The sequence below is a fragment of the Halogranum amylolyticum genome, from assembly GCF_900110465.1.
Lineage (GTDB): Archaea > Halobacteriota > Halobacteria > Halobacteriales > Haloferacaceae > Halogranum > Halogranum amylolyticum.
The window spans coordinates 88,004-100,229 of sequence record NZ_FODV01000006.1; the positions used below are offsets into that span (position 1 = coordinate 88,004).

The following is a 12,226-nucleotide window of genomic DNA, read 5'->3' on the forward strand; positions in this document are numbered from 1 at the left end:
ATTAACTCGGCCCCACTCACTAAGGACGGCGTTTATTGCACCCGAGCGGCGACCTCCGGTTATGACTCGATCGGGGTCACTGTCCCCGCGGTCGTCACGCCCGCCTCACAGTAAGGCGGTCCTGTTCTGCCCTACCTGTGGGTACGCCGACCGCTTCGACGGCGACTGGGAGATCAGCGAGACGGACGACGCCGTGACCTACTGCTGTCCGGCCTGTGACGAACTGGTCCAGCGACGTCCGGTGGTTGACGTCGACCCGGCGTCGTCGGCCGTCACAGCAGGGTCGACCTCGCGTGTCGACGGTGTCGCTCCCCGAGGACTCGAACGTTGGACGCGCGCGTGGTCGTCGTTGGACGGTCGCGTGGATACGGATGGTGGGACGAACGCGAGAGTAGCGTCGCCTACGGGGGGGACGCTGTCGTCACCAGAACACATTTGTAGAGCAGCGACGGCAGTTGTGTCATGAGTGAACACGAGTCGTCAGGAGACGACGAGGGCGGCGAGTTCGGCGAGTTCGGCGGACGGCACGTCCCCGAGGTGATGGAGGAACCGCTCGACCAGTTGACCGAGGCGTTCGAGGCGATCGCCCAGACGCCCGAGTTTCACGCCGAGTTCCGGGAGATACTCGAACAGTACGCCGGGCGGCCGACGCCGCTCTACTACGCCGGGAATCTCTCCGAGGAGTACGGCGCGGACGTCTTCCTCAAGCGCGAGGACCTGCTGCACGGCGGCGCACACAAGATAAACAACGCCGTCGGACAAGCCCTGCTCGCGAAGAAGGCCGGGAAGGAACGCCTCATCGCGGAGACGGGCGCAGGCCAACACGGGACGGCGACGGCGATGGTCGGCGCGCTGTTCGGCCTCGACACCGAGATCTACATGGGCGAGAAGGACGCCGAGCGCCAGCGGATGAACGTCTTCCGGATGCGCCTGATGGGGGCGGAGGTCAACGAGGTCACCCGCGGAGGGAAGGGGCTGGCCGACGCCGTCGACGCCGCGCTCGAGGACTTCGCGCACAACGTCGACGACACCCACTACCTCGTCGGGTCGGTCGTCGGCCCGGACCCGTTCCCGCGGATGGTCCGGGAGTTTCAATCCGTTATCGGCGAGGAGGCCCGCAAACAGATTCAGGAGCAGACCGGGGGGTTGCCGGACGCCGCCGTCGCCTGCGTCGGCGGGGGGTCGAACGCCATCGGCCTCTTCCACGCCTTCCGCGAGGACGACGTGGCCTTCTACGGCGGCGAAGGCGGTGGGGAGGGCACGGACTCGAAGCGCCACGCCGCGCCGCTGGCGAAGGGGAAAGACGACGTCATCCACGGGATGCACACGAGAGTGATCGACGACGACGTGGAAGTGCACTCGGTCTCTGCCGGCCTCGACTACCCCGGCGTCGGCCCCGAACACGCGATGTTCCGCGCCGTCGGTCGCTGTGAGTACCGTGGCATCACCGACGACGAGGCGCTGGAGGCGTTCCGGACGCTCAGCGAGACGGAGGGGATCATCCCCGCCCTGGAGTCGAGTCACGGTCTCGCGCTGGCGAAGCAGTTGGCCGAGGAGGGCGAACACGAGACCATCGTGGTGAACCTCTCGGGACGTGGCGACAAAGACATGGAGCAGGCCGCAGAACTGTTCGACCTGTAGTCGGTCGCGAGGACTGAGTTTCGTTCCGGCACGTGGCTGTGCGGCGGGCGGGACTGGAAGGGGACGCGCTGTCGACGAGGCACGACGATCACGAGACGCATCGCGTCTCGTGAGCCGATCAGAAATCTTTGATTTCTGATGACGACGCAAGCACCGCAGCGGCTGCGGAGAGCGAGGAGCGCAGCGAGGCGCGCGAGTCGACAGCGCGTGGGCTTTCGAGAGACTCTCGTGCTGACTAACTACAGAAGGAAGTGAGCACCGCCCATCGAAACAGACGAGCCGCGTCGAAAAGTGGACCTCGAGAACCTCGACTCTCTAGCCGAACTTCTCGAACGGCTGTTCACAGTCGTTGCAGTAGTGCATCGACCGGCAGAGCCCGGGGCCCTTCGGATGCTCGCGAACCGTCTCCGTCGACCCACAGTAGGGGCACTCCGCACCCTCCGTGTCCCCGCTGGTCGAAGTCGACGGGTCGAACGAACGTCTCATAGTTTCACCATCTCACACGCTCAGCCCGAACTCGCGCAGCTGTTCTCTCCCCTGTTCGGTCACCATGTTGACGTTCCACGGCGGGTTGTAGCGCAGTTTCACCTCGGCCTCGTCGACGCCGGGAGCGGTCATCGCCGCACACCGGACGTCGTTGAGGATCATGTCCCGCGCCGGACAGCCGGTGTACGTCAGGGTCATCTCGACGGTCGCCTTCGTTCCGGCGGCTTCACCGTCTTCACGAGACCCCTCCGGCGGCTCGCTCTCTACGTCCACGTTGTAGATCAGCCCGAGGTCGACGACGCTGACGGGCATCTCGGGGTCCTGCACCTCGTACAGCGCCTCCCAGATGTCGGCCTCGACGCCCGTGGCACCCTCACCGGTCTTCGGGAACGCCTCGGGTTTCTCGCCCGGCGCGTAGTCGGTGTAGGCGCACGCGTCCGACCCGACCGGCGCGCCCGACTCCATGCTCATCCTTCACCCCGGATCCGGATGGGTTCGTCCAAGTCGAGTTCGTCGTAGGTGTGCGTGAACTCGTCGTAGAGGTCGAACCACGCGTCGGTGTGGCTGCCGTCGCGACCCGTCTCCTCGGGGAGGTCGACCTCGTCCGGTTCCGGTACCGTCAGGTCGAGCGACTCGAGGAACGGGACGACGACGTCGAGCCACTCCTCGCGGAGGTCGTCGAGGCTCTCCGTTCGGAGCCCGAGGTCGACGATGTCGTCCTCGTGCTGCCCGGCCGCAAAGAGCGTCAGCGCGTAGGGGAACAGGCGCTCGACGGCGGCCTGTACGCGGTCGTGTTCCTCGCCGCCGGTGAGCCGTTCGAGCCAGCTCTGGGCGTGCTCCCGGTGGTACCGCTCCTCGGAGAGCACCTTCGCGACGCGGTCGGCGACCGGCGGGTACGACGAGTCGACGAGCGCCTCCATTCGGAGGTTCTCGGCGACGTCGTAGAGGTAGCTCCGGACGATGGCGTCCGCCCAGTCGCCCTCCTCGAAGGGGAGTTCGACCAGTGTCGAGTGGGTCCACGTCGCCGGGTCGCGCTCCCAGATGCACTCCTGTTCGGTGTAGCCCATGTCCTGCAGGAGATCGTACCAGAGGCGAGCGTGACCGAACTCGTCCTGTGCGATGTTCGAGAGCGCGAGATCCGATTCGAGCGTCGGCGCGTAGATCTGCCACTCGATGTAGCGCTCGCCGGCGACGTACTCGTCGTCGGCCATCCGGAACAGCAGTTCCTCTACGGCGGCGCGCTCCTCGTCGGTCAGCGAGTCGGCGTCGTCGAGGCTCACGAGTCGGCCTCCTCGGCGGCCTCGCGCTTCTTCGCCGCCGCACGCTGTTCGGCCTCGGACTCGACGACCTCCTGGATACCGCTGGCGTCGACGCGGTTGTACGTCATCGCCCAACGGTACGCCTTGTCGGTCGACCCGCCGAAGTCGGTGTCCTCGTCGTCGACCTCCGAGATCTCCTCTTGCGGGGCGACCCAGATGCTGTGGGTCTGCATCCGCCGGCCGTGCTGGATCTGCGCGAACAGTTTGGCCATCTCGCGGTCCGGTGCGTGGACGTTCCCCACGTGTCGGTGGTAGTCGCCCGCTTTCTCCTGTCTGAAGACTTCCCAAATCATGGTTCTAACTCAGTCGGCCGCCTGCGGGGCGGTGCCGGTGTGTGCGGTCTCGTAGCTGTCCATCTGTTCGCGAACCCACTCGACGGCCTCCTGACGGTCGGCCCGGGAGCCGATCTGTTCGTAGCTGCCGTCGTAGTCGTTCTTCGCGATGGTCCAGAACTGGTCCCAGTCGAGGTCCTCCTCGACGACCTCGTAACGACCCTCGTCCTCGTGGTAGATGATCTCCGGCGTGTCCGGAATCTCCAGCCCGTAGCGCTCGGCCTTCGGGATGTAGGTGTTGAGGAACGCTTGCCGGAGTTCGTCGTTGCTCTTGGTCTTCAGGCCGACCTCGGCCGCGAAGCCGTGGTGGGTGCTCTGGGAGTTGACCGGGCCGAAGAACTGGATGACGCGGGGCCACCACTCCTCGAACGCCTCCTGCGTGCGCTCCTGGTTGGCTTTCGAGGAGGTCATCAGCTCGCGGAGCATGTCTTCGCCGTGTTTGACGTGGAACCCCTCCTCGAAGCACACTTTGTCCATCGCGTGCGCGTAGGGTTCCCACGAGGTGCTCTTCAGCGTCGCCTGCCGCCGCATCGCCGCACCGTCGACGAAGAAGCCGATCATCGGCACCTCGTACCACGTCTCCATCGGGTAGTGGAAGCAGTTGAGGAACTTCCCCTCCCCCTCGGCCAACTCGTCGAGCATCTCGTCGCGGGTCTTCACACCCAGCGACTCCGCCGCACGGTAGAGCAACTGCGCGTGACCGATCTCGTCCTGCACCTTCGCCGAGAACGCGAGCTTTCGGTCGAGACTGGGGGCCTGCCGGATGAACGGCTTCTCGAGATAGCCGCCCATCACCTCCGAGTTCGCGTGGAACTGGAGCATCCGGGTCGCCGCCTTCCGGTACTCTTCGGGCATGTCGTCTTTGGGGCTGAACTGGCGGGGGCCAGCACGCTCCTTGACGGTGTCGAGGTCCATGGACAATAATTACAGATGCGAGCACATACCGATTAGGCCGTCTATAGACGGGGTTTATATGTAGTGGCGGCTCGTAGAGACGAGAGTGCGATGATCGACGAGTGTCTGGTCGTCGAGTTCCGCGTCACCGGCGACGACTGCCCCCTCGCCGACGCGTCGGCGACGGCCGGCGTCCCAATCGAGTGTCGGCCACCACAGCTCCGGGCCGACGGCAACGCACTACTCCGGTTCGGGGCTCCCCAGAGCGACGAGCTCGCGGCGGCGCTCGACGCCGACGACCGGATCCGCTATCTCCACCGGTCGTCCGGCAACGAACGGACGGACCGAGACGAGTATCGCTGTCTCTCGAAGGTACCCTGCGTCGTCCACGAACTGACCGACGTCGGGTTCGTCGCCGAGACGCTTACCTACCGCGACGGCGAGGAGCGCTACACCGGTGCGGTCGTCGGCTACGACGTCCTCCAGGGCGTCCTCGAAGCCGCGGGAGCGACCGTCGGCGTCACGCTCGAACGGGTCTACCCGCTCGGCCCCGAGGGAGAGAGTGCGGCGACCGGTCGCTGGGACGTGACGCCTGCACAGGAGGCGGCGCTCCGGACGGCGCTGGCGATGGGCTACTTCTCGGTCCCCCGAGAGACGACCGCCAGCGAGGTCGCCGCGGAGTTGGGGATCAGCAAGTCGGCGTTCCTCGAGCGGTTGCGGCGGGGACAGGCAGGGCTGTTGACACAGGTGTTCGGGGATTGAGTTCGGAGAGAACTGTCGGCTTGTCGGCTAGATCGTACAGTGGTTCGCCGACGCGTGGCGGCGCGTCGGCGTTCGCCAGAAACCACACGGGTCACGTCTTGCCTGAGACGGAACTCGCCGTTTCGTCCGGCGAACGAGACGACGACGAGCAAATCGGGTGACTCGCGCCCGAATGAAAACGGTTTCCCTTGGCGGAGTTTCGTCAGACAGTCGGCAGACGGTCGTCGTCTTCGCGTCTCGCGGGTCGTCACCGTTCCGCCGGGAACGACTTTACAACCACCCCCGCCGATGGCTCACCATGCGCATCTCTGACGAAGATGGTGTTCGCCGAGTCACGTTCGACCGTCCCGACGCGAGGAACGCGATGACGACGACCGTCGCCGCGGAACTGGCCGACGCTATCGAAGCGCTCGACCCCGACACACACGACGTCTGTGTCGTCACCGGTAAGGGGCACGCCTTCTCCGCCGGCGGCGACGTCCAGATGATGGCCGACCGCGACTGGAACGCCGAAGAGTCCTACGAGGTGATGACGACGACGTTCGGCCGCGTCGCCGAGGCCGCCATCGAGTCGTCGGTGCCCATCGTCGCGAAGGTCAACGGCGACGCCGTCGGCGCGGGGATGGCGGTCGTCGCCGTCTCCGACTTCGCCGTCGCCGTCGACTCCGCCCGGTTCGGCGCCGCGTTCGTCAAGGTCGGCCTCGTCCCCGACACCGGCGGGACGTTCCTCCTCCCGCAACTTCTGGGACTGCGAACCGCGAAAGACCTCGCCATCACGGGCCGCCTCGTCGACGCCGACGAGGCCGCGAAGATGGACATCGTCAACCGGACCGTCGCCGCCGAGGAGCTCGACGCCGCCGTCGACGACCTCGTCGAGACGCTACAGAAGCGTCCGACGCGGACGATCGGACTCATCAAAGAAGGAATCCACGGCAACGCCGGACGCGGTTGGCAAGACGCGCTCGACCGCGAGGCGATGCTGCAGGCCCGCGCCTACGACACGCCCGAACACGAGGAGGGCGTCAGCGCGTTCTTGGAGAAACGAGAGCCGGAGTTCTGATAGGGGTTATCGTAGACGGTCGTAGATTCTCTCCGTGAGAATTGCACCCTGTGGCTCGCTGCGGATCACTGGTCTTCCGGCCGGCGACGATAACCCCTATGAGCGGATACGGAAGACGCGAGAGCGGACAGCCTACAGTCCGAGGAACGACTCGGCGTTCTCCCAGAGGATCTTCCGCTGGACGTCCTCGCCGAAGTCGGTGTACTCCGCGAACTGATCGAGCCACTTCTCGGGGCGGATCATCGGGTAGTCGGTGCCGAACATCACCTTGTCCTGCAGGACGGTGCCAGCGTAGTGCAGCACCTGCTCGTCGATGTACTTCGGCAGCCATCCCGAGAGATCCATGTAGACGTTCCCCTTCTGCTGGCAGATGGCGAGTTGCTGTTTCTCCCACGGGAAAGCCGGATGCGCGATGAGAATCTGGAGGTCTGGATGTTCGGCCGCCACGTCGTCGATGAGCATCGGATTCCCATACTTGATCTTCAGCCCTCTACCGCCCGGACTCCCCGCGCCGAGCGTCGAGTTGCCGCCGTGGAAGACGACGGGAACGCCGAGGTCCTCGATTGTCGACCACAGCTCGTCGTGTTCGGGGTCGCTGGGGTCGAACCCCTGGGCGATCTGCTGGAACTTGAACCCCGAGAGGTCGAGGTCGTTCACACAGCGTTCGGCCTCCTCGATACAGTCGTCTTTCAGCGGGTCGACGCTGCCGAAGGCGACGAAAAAGTCGGGGTAGTCGTCGCGAACCTCGGCGACGTAGTCGTTGGGAACGGGCGGGTTGCCGGTGTTCGTCTCGGCGTCCCACCCGAGCATCACTGTGCGTCCGATGCCGACCTCGTGGTACTCCTCGACCATCGCCTCGTAGTCCCAGGTGTGGATGTCGGTGCCGAACTTCCTGGCGGCGTCCTGCATCATCTCGCCGCCGGCGTCCTCTAGAAACTCCGCGGTCGGCTGGTGGGCGTGGGTGTCGATGGCGCGGGGTTCGTCCTCCTCGGCGAGAATTGGTATCTTCGACATACGACCGTGATAGACCGACGACGTGAAAAGCGTAACCGGTCGGCGGCGGCGATGCCGAGCTACTCGTCGGCCGCGCGGGTCTTGATGAGGAACTTCATGTCGCCCTCGAAGACGACCGTCCCGTCCTGTTTCGTCGTGGTACACTCGAGGACGACGAGGCCGGCGTCGTCGCGGCTACCCAGGTCTTTGCGGTCGCTGACGACCATCTCCTGCGTGAGCGTGTCGCCGATGAACACCGGATTCGGCAGGTCCATGTAGTTCATCCCGAGGAAGGCGACGGCCGTGCGCTCGACGATGCCGGAGCGGTAGACGAACCCCGTCGCCTGCACGAACGTCATCGGACCGTGGGCGATGCGCTGACCGAACTGCGTGTCCTCGGCGTACTCCTTGTTCGTGTGCAGTTCGGTCCAGTCGCCCGAGAGCGCAGAGTGCATCACGAAGTCCGCCTCGGTGACGGTGCGCCCGACGGTCTCGAACTCGGTCCCGACCTCGAAGTCCTCGAAGTGGTGTGGCTCGTAACTGTAGGCCATGCCCCCACTTTCCACAACGATGATAAAAATTTATGCACGTACCGGAGCAGGTTCGTGAGCGACAACATTTAACACAGACCATGACAAATAGTCACACGATGCCAGAACGGCGACCGTTCATGTGTCGAGAGTGTAACCAGCGTGTGAGTTCGATGGCCTACCGGTCGTGTTGTCCGGAGTGCGGCGGGGGGCTCAAACCGACGCGAGTGAACGGCTGACCCACCGACCCGTCAGGTGGCTGTCGACACGGCGGTCGGGTCGTCGCGACCGAGCGTCTGCTGGGTTCGGAGCGGTCTTGTTCGCTCGATTCCTACGAGGAGTCAGACCGATGAAAGACGAGCGACGACGCGACGTCGGCGGTCCCGACCCGACCGCGATCCGGTCAGTGGCGGTCACCGTCGACGACGTGGTGGCAGCCATCGAAGCGGCGGCGCGAGGGCGACAGCGACTCGTGCTCCGCATCACCCCTCCGTTCTACGGGCGGATGCGCGCTCGCATCCACCGCGAGGGCGGAGAGGGGAGCTACGACGACGTCGACCCGATCCATCTCGCCCCCGAGCGGTTCCTCGCCGACGACGCTCCCGCCTACCCCGACGTCGACGAGACGGAAGACCGACTCCGCGAGGCCGGCGAGTACGACGTCGAGAGCCATCGAGAGGCGTACGCAGAAGCCGTCGAGGAGTGGCGAACGGCCGTCCGAGACCACCTCGTCGACGGTCTCACCGTCGAGACACCGGACGGAACACACGAGATACAGGTCAAGCGACTCGGATAGCTATCGTCGGGGCCGACTGATGGGGCCGTCGCTCGGCGGGTGAAAAACGTGAAAAGTCCGTCTAGTGCCGATACTACAGGGTCCGGCCTTACAGCCGCTGAAGGTTCGTCGCGCGCGGGCCCTTGTCGGCCTGCTCGATGTCGAACTCGACTTCCTGACCCTCTTCGAGGTCAGGGCCGCCGACGTCTTCCATGTGGAAGAACACGTCTTCGTCCGCGTCCTCAGTCTCGATGAAACCGTATCCGCCAGTGTCGTTGAAGAAAGCGACAGTACCTTTTGCCATTCGCAATTACTCCACCTCCTATTCCGTCAGTCGTCCTTATATACCTGTGGGTTCGGTTCGAAACGGCAGACCGACCCGGAACATTATCTGTTCTCCACCGTACACCCAGCTATGACGTCGCCGCGGAGTCGACCGGGTCGGCCGAACGCGGGAGTCGGTGTCGGCATCCTCGCCAGCGTCGCCACACTCCTCGTCGTCGTCCACGAGCTCCTCCCGGCGGCGACTCAGGCGCGACTGGCGTTCGACCACGGGTCGCCCGCTCCGCACACGCTGTTGACGGCAGCCTACGTCCACGTCGACGACGCACACCTCTTCGGCAACCTCGTCGGCTACGTCGTCGTCGCGGTCGTCACCTACCTCGTCTGTCGACAGCTCGACCGCGAGCGGTGGTTCTGGTCGACGACGGCGCTCTTGCTCGTCGTGCTCCCGGTGCTCGTCAACCTCGTGAACTACCTCACGTTGACGACGTGGTTCCCGTGGATGACGCCGACAAACCGGGGGTTCTCCGGCGTCGTCGCTGGCTTCGGCGGCTTTCTGCTCGTGACGGTCGTGGTACTCGTCGCGAACGACTACGGCCGACCGGTCGCGATCTACGTGGGCGAGGCCGTCGTCCTTCTGTTGCTCGCGGAGGTGACGGTCGTCTACGCCGGCAGTCTCCCACCGCTCTCGGTAGGGTTGGTCCTTCTGGGCCTCGGAACCGCCGGGTTGGGGATCCGCCTCGAAGTCCGTCGCGGTCGCGTCCCGGTCGAACGGCCGCGACGACAACTGCTCGTCGACGCGCTGTTCGTCGCGTCGCTCGTCGCACTGATCGCCGTACTCGTCTACGGGCTGTTCCCGACGACACTCGTCGTCGAGGGGCGGTTGACGAACGTGTTCGCCCACGCCGTCGGGTTCCTGTTCGGGGCGTCGCTGGCGGCCGGAAGCGCGCTGCTCGACCGGACGTCGCCGACGGAGACGGTCGAGACCGCCGCCGACTGACTCCGATCGTCGTCGAGCGACGCCGACTCCCCTCCGCTGACGACGGCTCGCTCTGCGACCGTCCGGACTCGCGTCGAACCGCTTTTCAGGTGACGACTGCTGGAGACGAGTATGGACAGCTATCGCCGTGGCAAACAGGTCGAGCGCGACCAGACGCGTCCGCGAGTGCGATCGCGGTATCGGCCCATCCTGCCGGTCATCTGGACGATCGGAACCGTACTCGCGTTTCTCGTCCTCCCGTTCGGCTGGGACGCCGTCGTCGCCGTCGTCTTCGTCCTCCATCTCTTCTTCGCCGGACTCGTCCACGGGGACATCAGGGCGCTCCGGCGACAGGGTCTCGAGTGGGGGTTCACCCGCCATCTGTGGTTCGCTGCGGCGTTCGTCCTCCCGTTGGTCGCCCTCGCCTACTACGTCTACAGCGGTCGACGCATCGCGGCGGAGAACGAGCGTCGGAACACCGGCGACGGCGAGGCGGTCGAGCGACGCGACGCCGCCGAGAGCGCCGACGGACGCGTCGAGTCAGAGTGAGTTCGATACGGCGGCTTTCGGGTCGCTAAGCGGCGGGTGGAGACGGAACCGAGAGAACAGCGAGCACTCACCCGAACCGCGCGAGCGACTCGCCGCGTTCCAGCCCCAGCAGTCGTCGCTTGAGGGCGGTCCCGCCCGCGGCCGAGAAGCCGCCGAGACCGTCGGCGGCGACGACCCGGTGACAGGGGACGACGACGGGGACGGGGTTCGAGCCGCAGGCCTGTCCGACCGCCTGTGCCGACGTCTCGAGGTCGACGGCGAGGTCGCCGTAAGTCCGCGTCTCCCCGTACGGGATAGCGGCCATCAGTTGCATCACGTCGCCGACGAGCCCCTCCGGGTAGGAGATCGAGACGTCGAACTCGCGGCGGTCGCCGCGGCCGTACGCGACGAGTTGCGGTCGGAGCGTCGCCTCGTCGACGTCGAGATACGACTCGTCGAGGCGCATCTCCGCGTCCAGTAGTTCGAACCGCATGGAGACCGGTACGGACGCGATAGGTATGTAGCCCACCGGTTCGCGTGGTGGCGTCACTCAGTCGTCGGTGGCGTCCGACGTGTCACCGGTCGCGAGCGTCGAGAGCGCGTTCGAGATCGTCTCGAGCAGTTCCTCGTTCCCCTCGATACCGTGTCTGTCGGCGAGATACTGCGGGTCGTTGTAGGTGACGTTGACGTCGCCGTCCTCACACCAGACGAGCAGCTTCTGCGGGAGGTCGATGCCGACCGTTCGGCGCTCCTGCATCAACTGCGTCCCGACGTTCGGGTTGCCGAAGACGAACAGCATCGTCGGCGGGAGCTCCCGACCGACGGACTCGGCGTTCGCGGCGTGGTCGACGGTGTCGATGAGTGTGAGCGGACTCGACTCGATGCGCGCGCGGATCGTCTCGAGCGTCGTCTCGAAGTCGCGGTCGCTTCGGACGGTGACCAGACCGTCCTCGTCGGCCGACTCGTCCTCGCCACTTCCGTCCCTCCCCGTCGCGTCGTCTCTCTCGGTCGTGGCGTCGTCGGCACTCGCGCTCCCGGTCGCCCCGACGAGCCCACCGCCCACCGTGAGTCCCGCGAGTTGTACGATCCGTCGCCGCCGCTCGTTCGGCATCTCTCCGGACATAGCAAAGTGTTTCCGCGGGAACCATTCATTCTACCGGCCGTGCGGTCGATTCGCACGGTTCGACCTCCGTGGCTACGACTCGCGTTCCGGCAGCGGTTCGATGCGGAAGACGTAGTCGTCGTACGCCGCCTCCAGTCTGGTCGGCCCCTCCTCTTCGGTGTGGGCCACACAGAGCATCGCCGTCGCTTCGACGGGGCTGTGGCTCGTCTCCTCGAGATAGCGTTCGAGCACGACGAACGCCGCCGGGTCGTGACAGCCGCGTCGGTGACACTCGGGAGGACCCTCCGAGGAATCCGACTCGACGTCGACCCTCTCGTCGTCCGTCGGCTCGGGTTCGGGTTCGTCGCCCCGGTCGAGTTCTGCTTCCATCTCTCTCCGCCGTTGGCGACGCTTCTCCTGCCGTGCCTGTTTCTCCCGCCCACGTTTCGTATCCCCCATGTGAGAGAGGATGGGGCGAGAGCGGGATAACGTTGTGGCCGTGACAGTTACAACCACACCCTGTGGCCTCCCGAAGAGAATGAT

19 protein-coding genes are annotated in these 12,226 nt (G+C 65.6%); 8 read left to right on the top strand and 11 right to left on the bottom strand.

What is annotated here, in order from left to right; all coding sequences use genetic code 11:
• Positions 1-61 precede the first annotated feature (61 nt).
• Positions 62-466, top strand: a complete 405-nt coding sequence (locus BSG17_RS26025) for a DUF8106 domain-containing protein (RefSeq protein WP_139246609.1) — start codon at positions 62-64, stop codon at positions 464-466.
• Positions 463-1,641: a tryptophan synthase subunit beta gene (trpB, locus tag BSG17_RS13385; protein WP_089824901.1), complete on the top strand. Its 1,179-nt coding sequence runs from the start codon at positions 463-465 to the stop codon at positions 1,639-1,641. The genes BSG17_RS26025 and trpB overlap by 4 nt, the downstream gene beginning before the upstream one ends.
• 315 nt (positions 1,642-1,956) lie before the next feature.
• Here the strand turns inward: trpB and paaE are convergent, their stop codons facing one another.
• From paaE to paaA, 5 genes are read right to left on the bottom strand one after another with little or no spacing between them, the layout of a single operon-like run.
• Entirely contained in the window at positions 1,957-2,127 is a 171-nt protein-coding gene (gene paaE / locus BSG17_RS27055) for a 1,2-phenylacetyl-CoA epoxidase subunit PaaE (RefSeq protein ID WP_170864805.1), read from the bottom strand.
• A gap of 12 nt (positions 2,128-2,139) precedes the next feature.
• Entirely contained in the window at positions 2,140-2,592 is a 453-nt protein-coding gene (gene paaD, locus BSG17_RS13390) for a 1,2-phenylacetyl-CoA epoxidase subunit PaaD (protein WP_170864809.1), read from the bottom strand.
• 2 nt (positions 2,593-2,594) lie between these two features.
• On the bottom strand, positions 2,595-3,407 hold the full coding sequence (gene paaC, locus BSG17_RS13395; protein ID WP_089824906.1) for a 1,2-phenylacetyl-CoA epoxidase subunit PaaC: 813 nt from the start codon (positions 3,405-3,407) through the stop codon (positions 2,595-2,597).
• Positions 3,404-3,739: a 1,2-phenylacetyl-CoA epoxidase subunit PaaB gene (gene paaB, locus BSG17_RS13400; protein ID WP_089824907.1), complete on the bottom strand. Its 336-nt coding sequence runs from the start codon at positions 3,737-3,739 to the stop codon at positions 3,404-3,406. Before paaB ends, paaC begins: the two co-directional genes overlap by 4 nt.
• A gap of 9 nt (positions 3,740-3,748) precedes the next feature.
• Complete coding sequence (paaA, locus tag BSG17_RS13405) at positions 3,749-4,693, bottom strand: 1,2-phenylacetyl-CoA epoxidase subunit PaaA (protein ID WP_089824908.1); 945 nt, start codon at positions 4,691-4,693, stop codon at positions 3,749-3,751.
• Between the two features lie 90 nt (positions 4,694-4,783).
• On the opposite strand from paaA, the gene BSG17_RS13410 reads away from it, so the two are divergent.
• Positions 4,784-5,434 carry a helix-turn-helix domain-containing protein gene (locus BSG17_RS13410; protein WP_089824910.1) on the top strand — a complete coding sequence of 217 codons (651 nt, stop codon included), beginning with the start codon at positions 4,784-4,786 and terminating at the stop codon, positions 5,432-5,434.
• A gap of 298 nt (positions 5,435-5,732) precedes the next feature.
• Complete coding sequence (locus BSG17_RS13415) at positions 5,733-6,494, top strand: enoyl-CoA hydratase/isomerase family protein (protein ID WP_089824912.1); 762 nt, start codon at positions 5,733-5,735, stop codon at positions 6,492-6,494.
• A gap of 132 nt (positions 6,495-6,626) precedes the next feature.
• Here BSG17_RS13415 and BSG17_RS13420 read toward each other — a convergent pair whose 3' ends face one another.
• On the bottom strand, positions 6,627-7,508 hold the full coding sequence (locus BSG17_RS13420; protein WP_089824914.1) for an amidohydrolase family protein: 882 nt from the start codon (positions 7,506-7,508) through the stop codon (positions 6,627-6,629).
• Between the two features lie 59 nt (positions 7,509-7,567).
• Complete coding sequence (locus BSG17_RS13425; protein WP_089824916.1) at positions 7,568-8,038, bottom strand: MaoC/PaaZ C-terminal domain-containing protein; 471 nt, start codon at positions 8,036-8,038, stop codon at positions 7,568-7,570.
• Between the two features lie 98 nt (positions 8,039-8,136).
• On the opposite strand from BSG17_RS13425, the gene BSG17_RS27795 reads away from it, so the two are divergent.
• The gene (locus tag BSG17_RS27795) at positions 8,137-8,256 is read left to right on the top strand and encodes a hydrogenase maturation nickel metallochaperone HypA (protein ID WP_244531533.1); all 120 of its coding nucleotides are present in this window, start codon (positions 8,137-8,139) and stop codon (positions 8,254-8,256) included.
• 110 nt (positions 8,257-8,366) lie between these two features.
• Entirely contained in the window at positions 8,367-8,813 is a 447-nt protein-coding gene (locus tag BSG17_RS13430; protein WP_089824918.1) for a DUF8009 family protein, read from the top strand.
• An 88-nt stretch (positions 8,814-8,901) separates the two neighbouring features.
• On the opposite strand, the gene BSG17_RS13435 is transcribed toward BSG17_RS13430, so the two are convergent.
• On the bottom strand, positions 8,902-9,096 hold the full coding sequence (locus tag BSG17_RS13435) for a cold-shock protein (protein ID WP_009365432.1): 195 nt from the start codon (positions 9,094-9,096) through the stop codon (positions 8,902-8,904).
• Between the two features lie 111 nt (positions 9,097-9,207).
• Here BSG17_RS13435 and BSG17_RS13440 point away from each other — a divergent pair, with 111 nt between their 5' ends.
• Positions 9,208-10,074, top strand: a complete 867-nt coding sequence (locus BSG17_RS13440; RefSeq protein WP_089824920.1) for a hypothetical protein — start codon at positions 9,208-9,210, stop codon at positions 10,072-10,074.
• A gap of 111 nt (positions 10,075-10,185) precedes the next feature.
• A complete protein-coding gene (locus BSG17_RS13445; protein WP_089824922.1) occupies positions 10,186-10,602 on the top strand; it encodes a hypothetical protein in 417 nt (138 codons plus the stop codon).
• Between the two features lie 67 nt (positions 10,603-10,669).
• On the opposite strand, the gene BSG17_RS13450 is transcribed toward BSG17_RS13445, so the two are convergent.
• The 3 genes from BSG17_RS13450 to BSG17_RS13460 all read right to left on the bottom strand — a co-directional run bounded on the left by BSG17_RS13450 (position 10,670) and on the right by BSG17_RS13460 (position 12,142).
• Positions 10,670-11,074 carry a methylated-DNA--[protein]-cysteine S-methyltransferase gene (locus tag BSG17_RS13450; RefSeq protein WP_089824924.1) on the bottom strand — a complete coding sequence of 135 codons (405 nt, stop codon included), beginning with the start codon at positions 11,072-11,074 and terminating at the stop codon, positions 10,670-10,672.
• A 57-nt stretch (positions 11,075-11,131) separates the two neighbouring features.
• The gene (locus BSG17_RS13455) at positions 11,132-11,704 is read right to left on the bottom strand and encodes a DUF302 domain-containing protein (RefSeq protein ID WP_089824927.1); all 573 of its coding nucleotides are present in this window, start codon (positions 11,702-11,704) and stop codon (positions 11,132-11,134) included.
• A gap of 72 nt (positions 11,705-11,776) precedes the next feature.
• Entirely contained in the window at positions 11,777-12,142 is a 366-nt protein-coding gene (locus tag BSG17_RS13460; RefSeq protein WP_089824929.1) for a hypothetical protein, read from the bottom strand.
• Between the last annotated feature and the right edge of the window lie 84 nt (positions 12,143-12,226).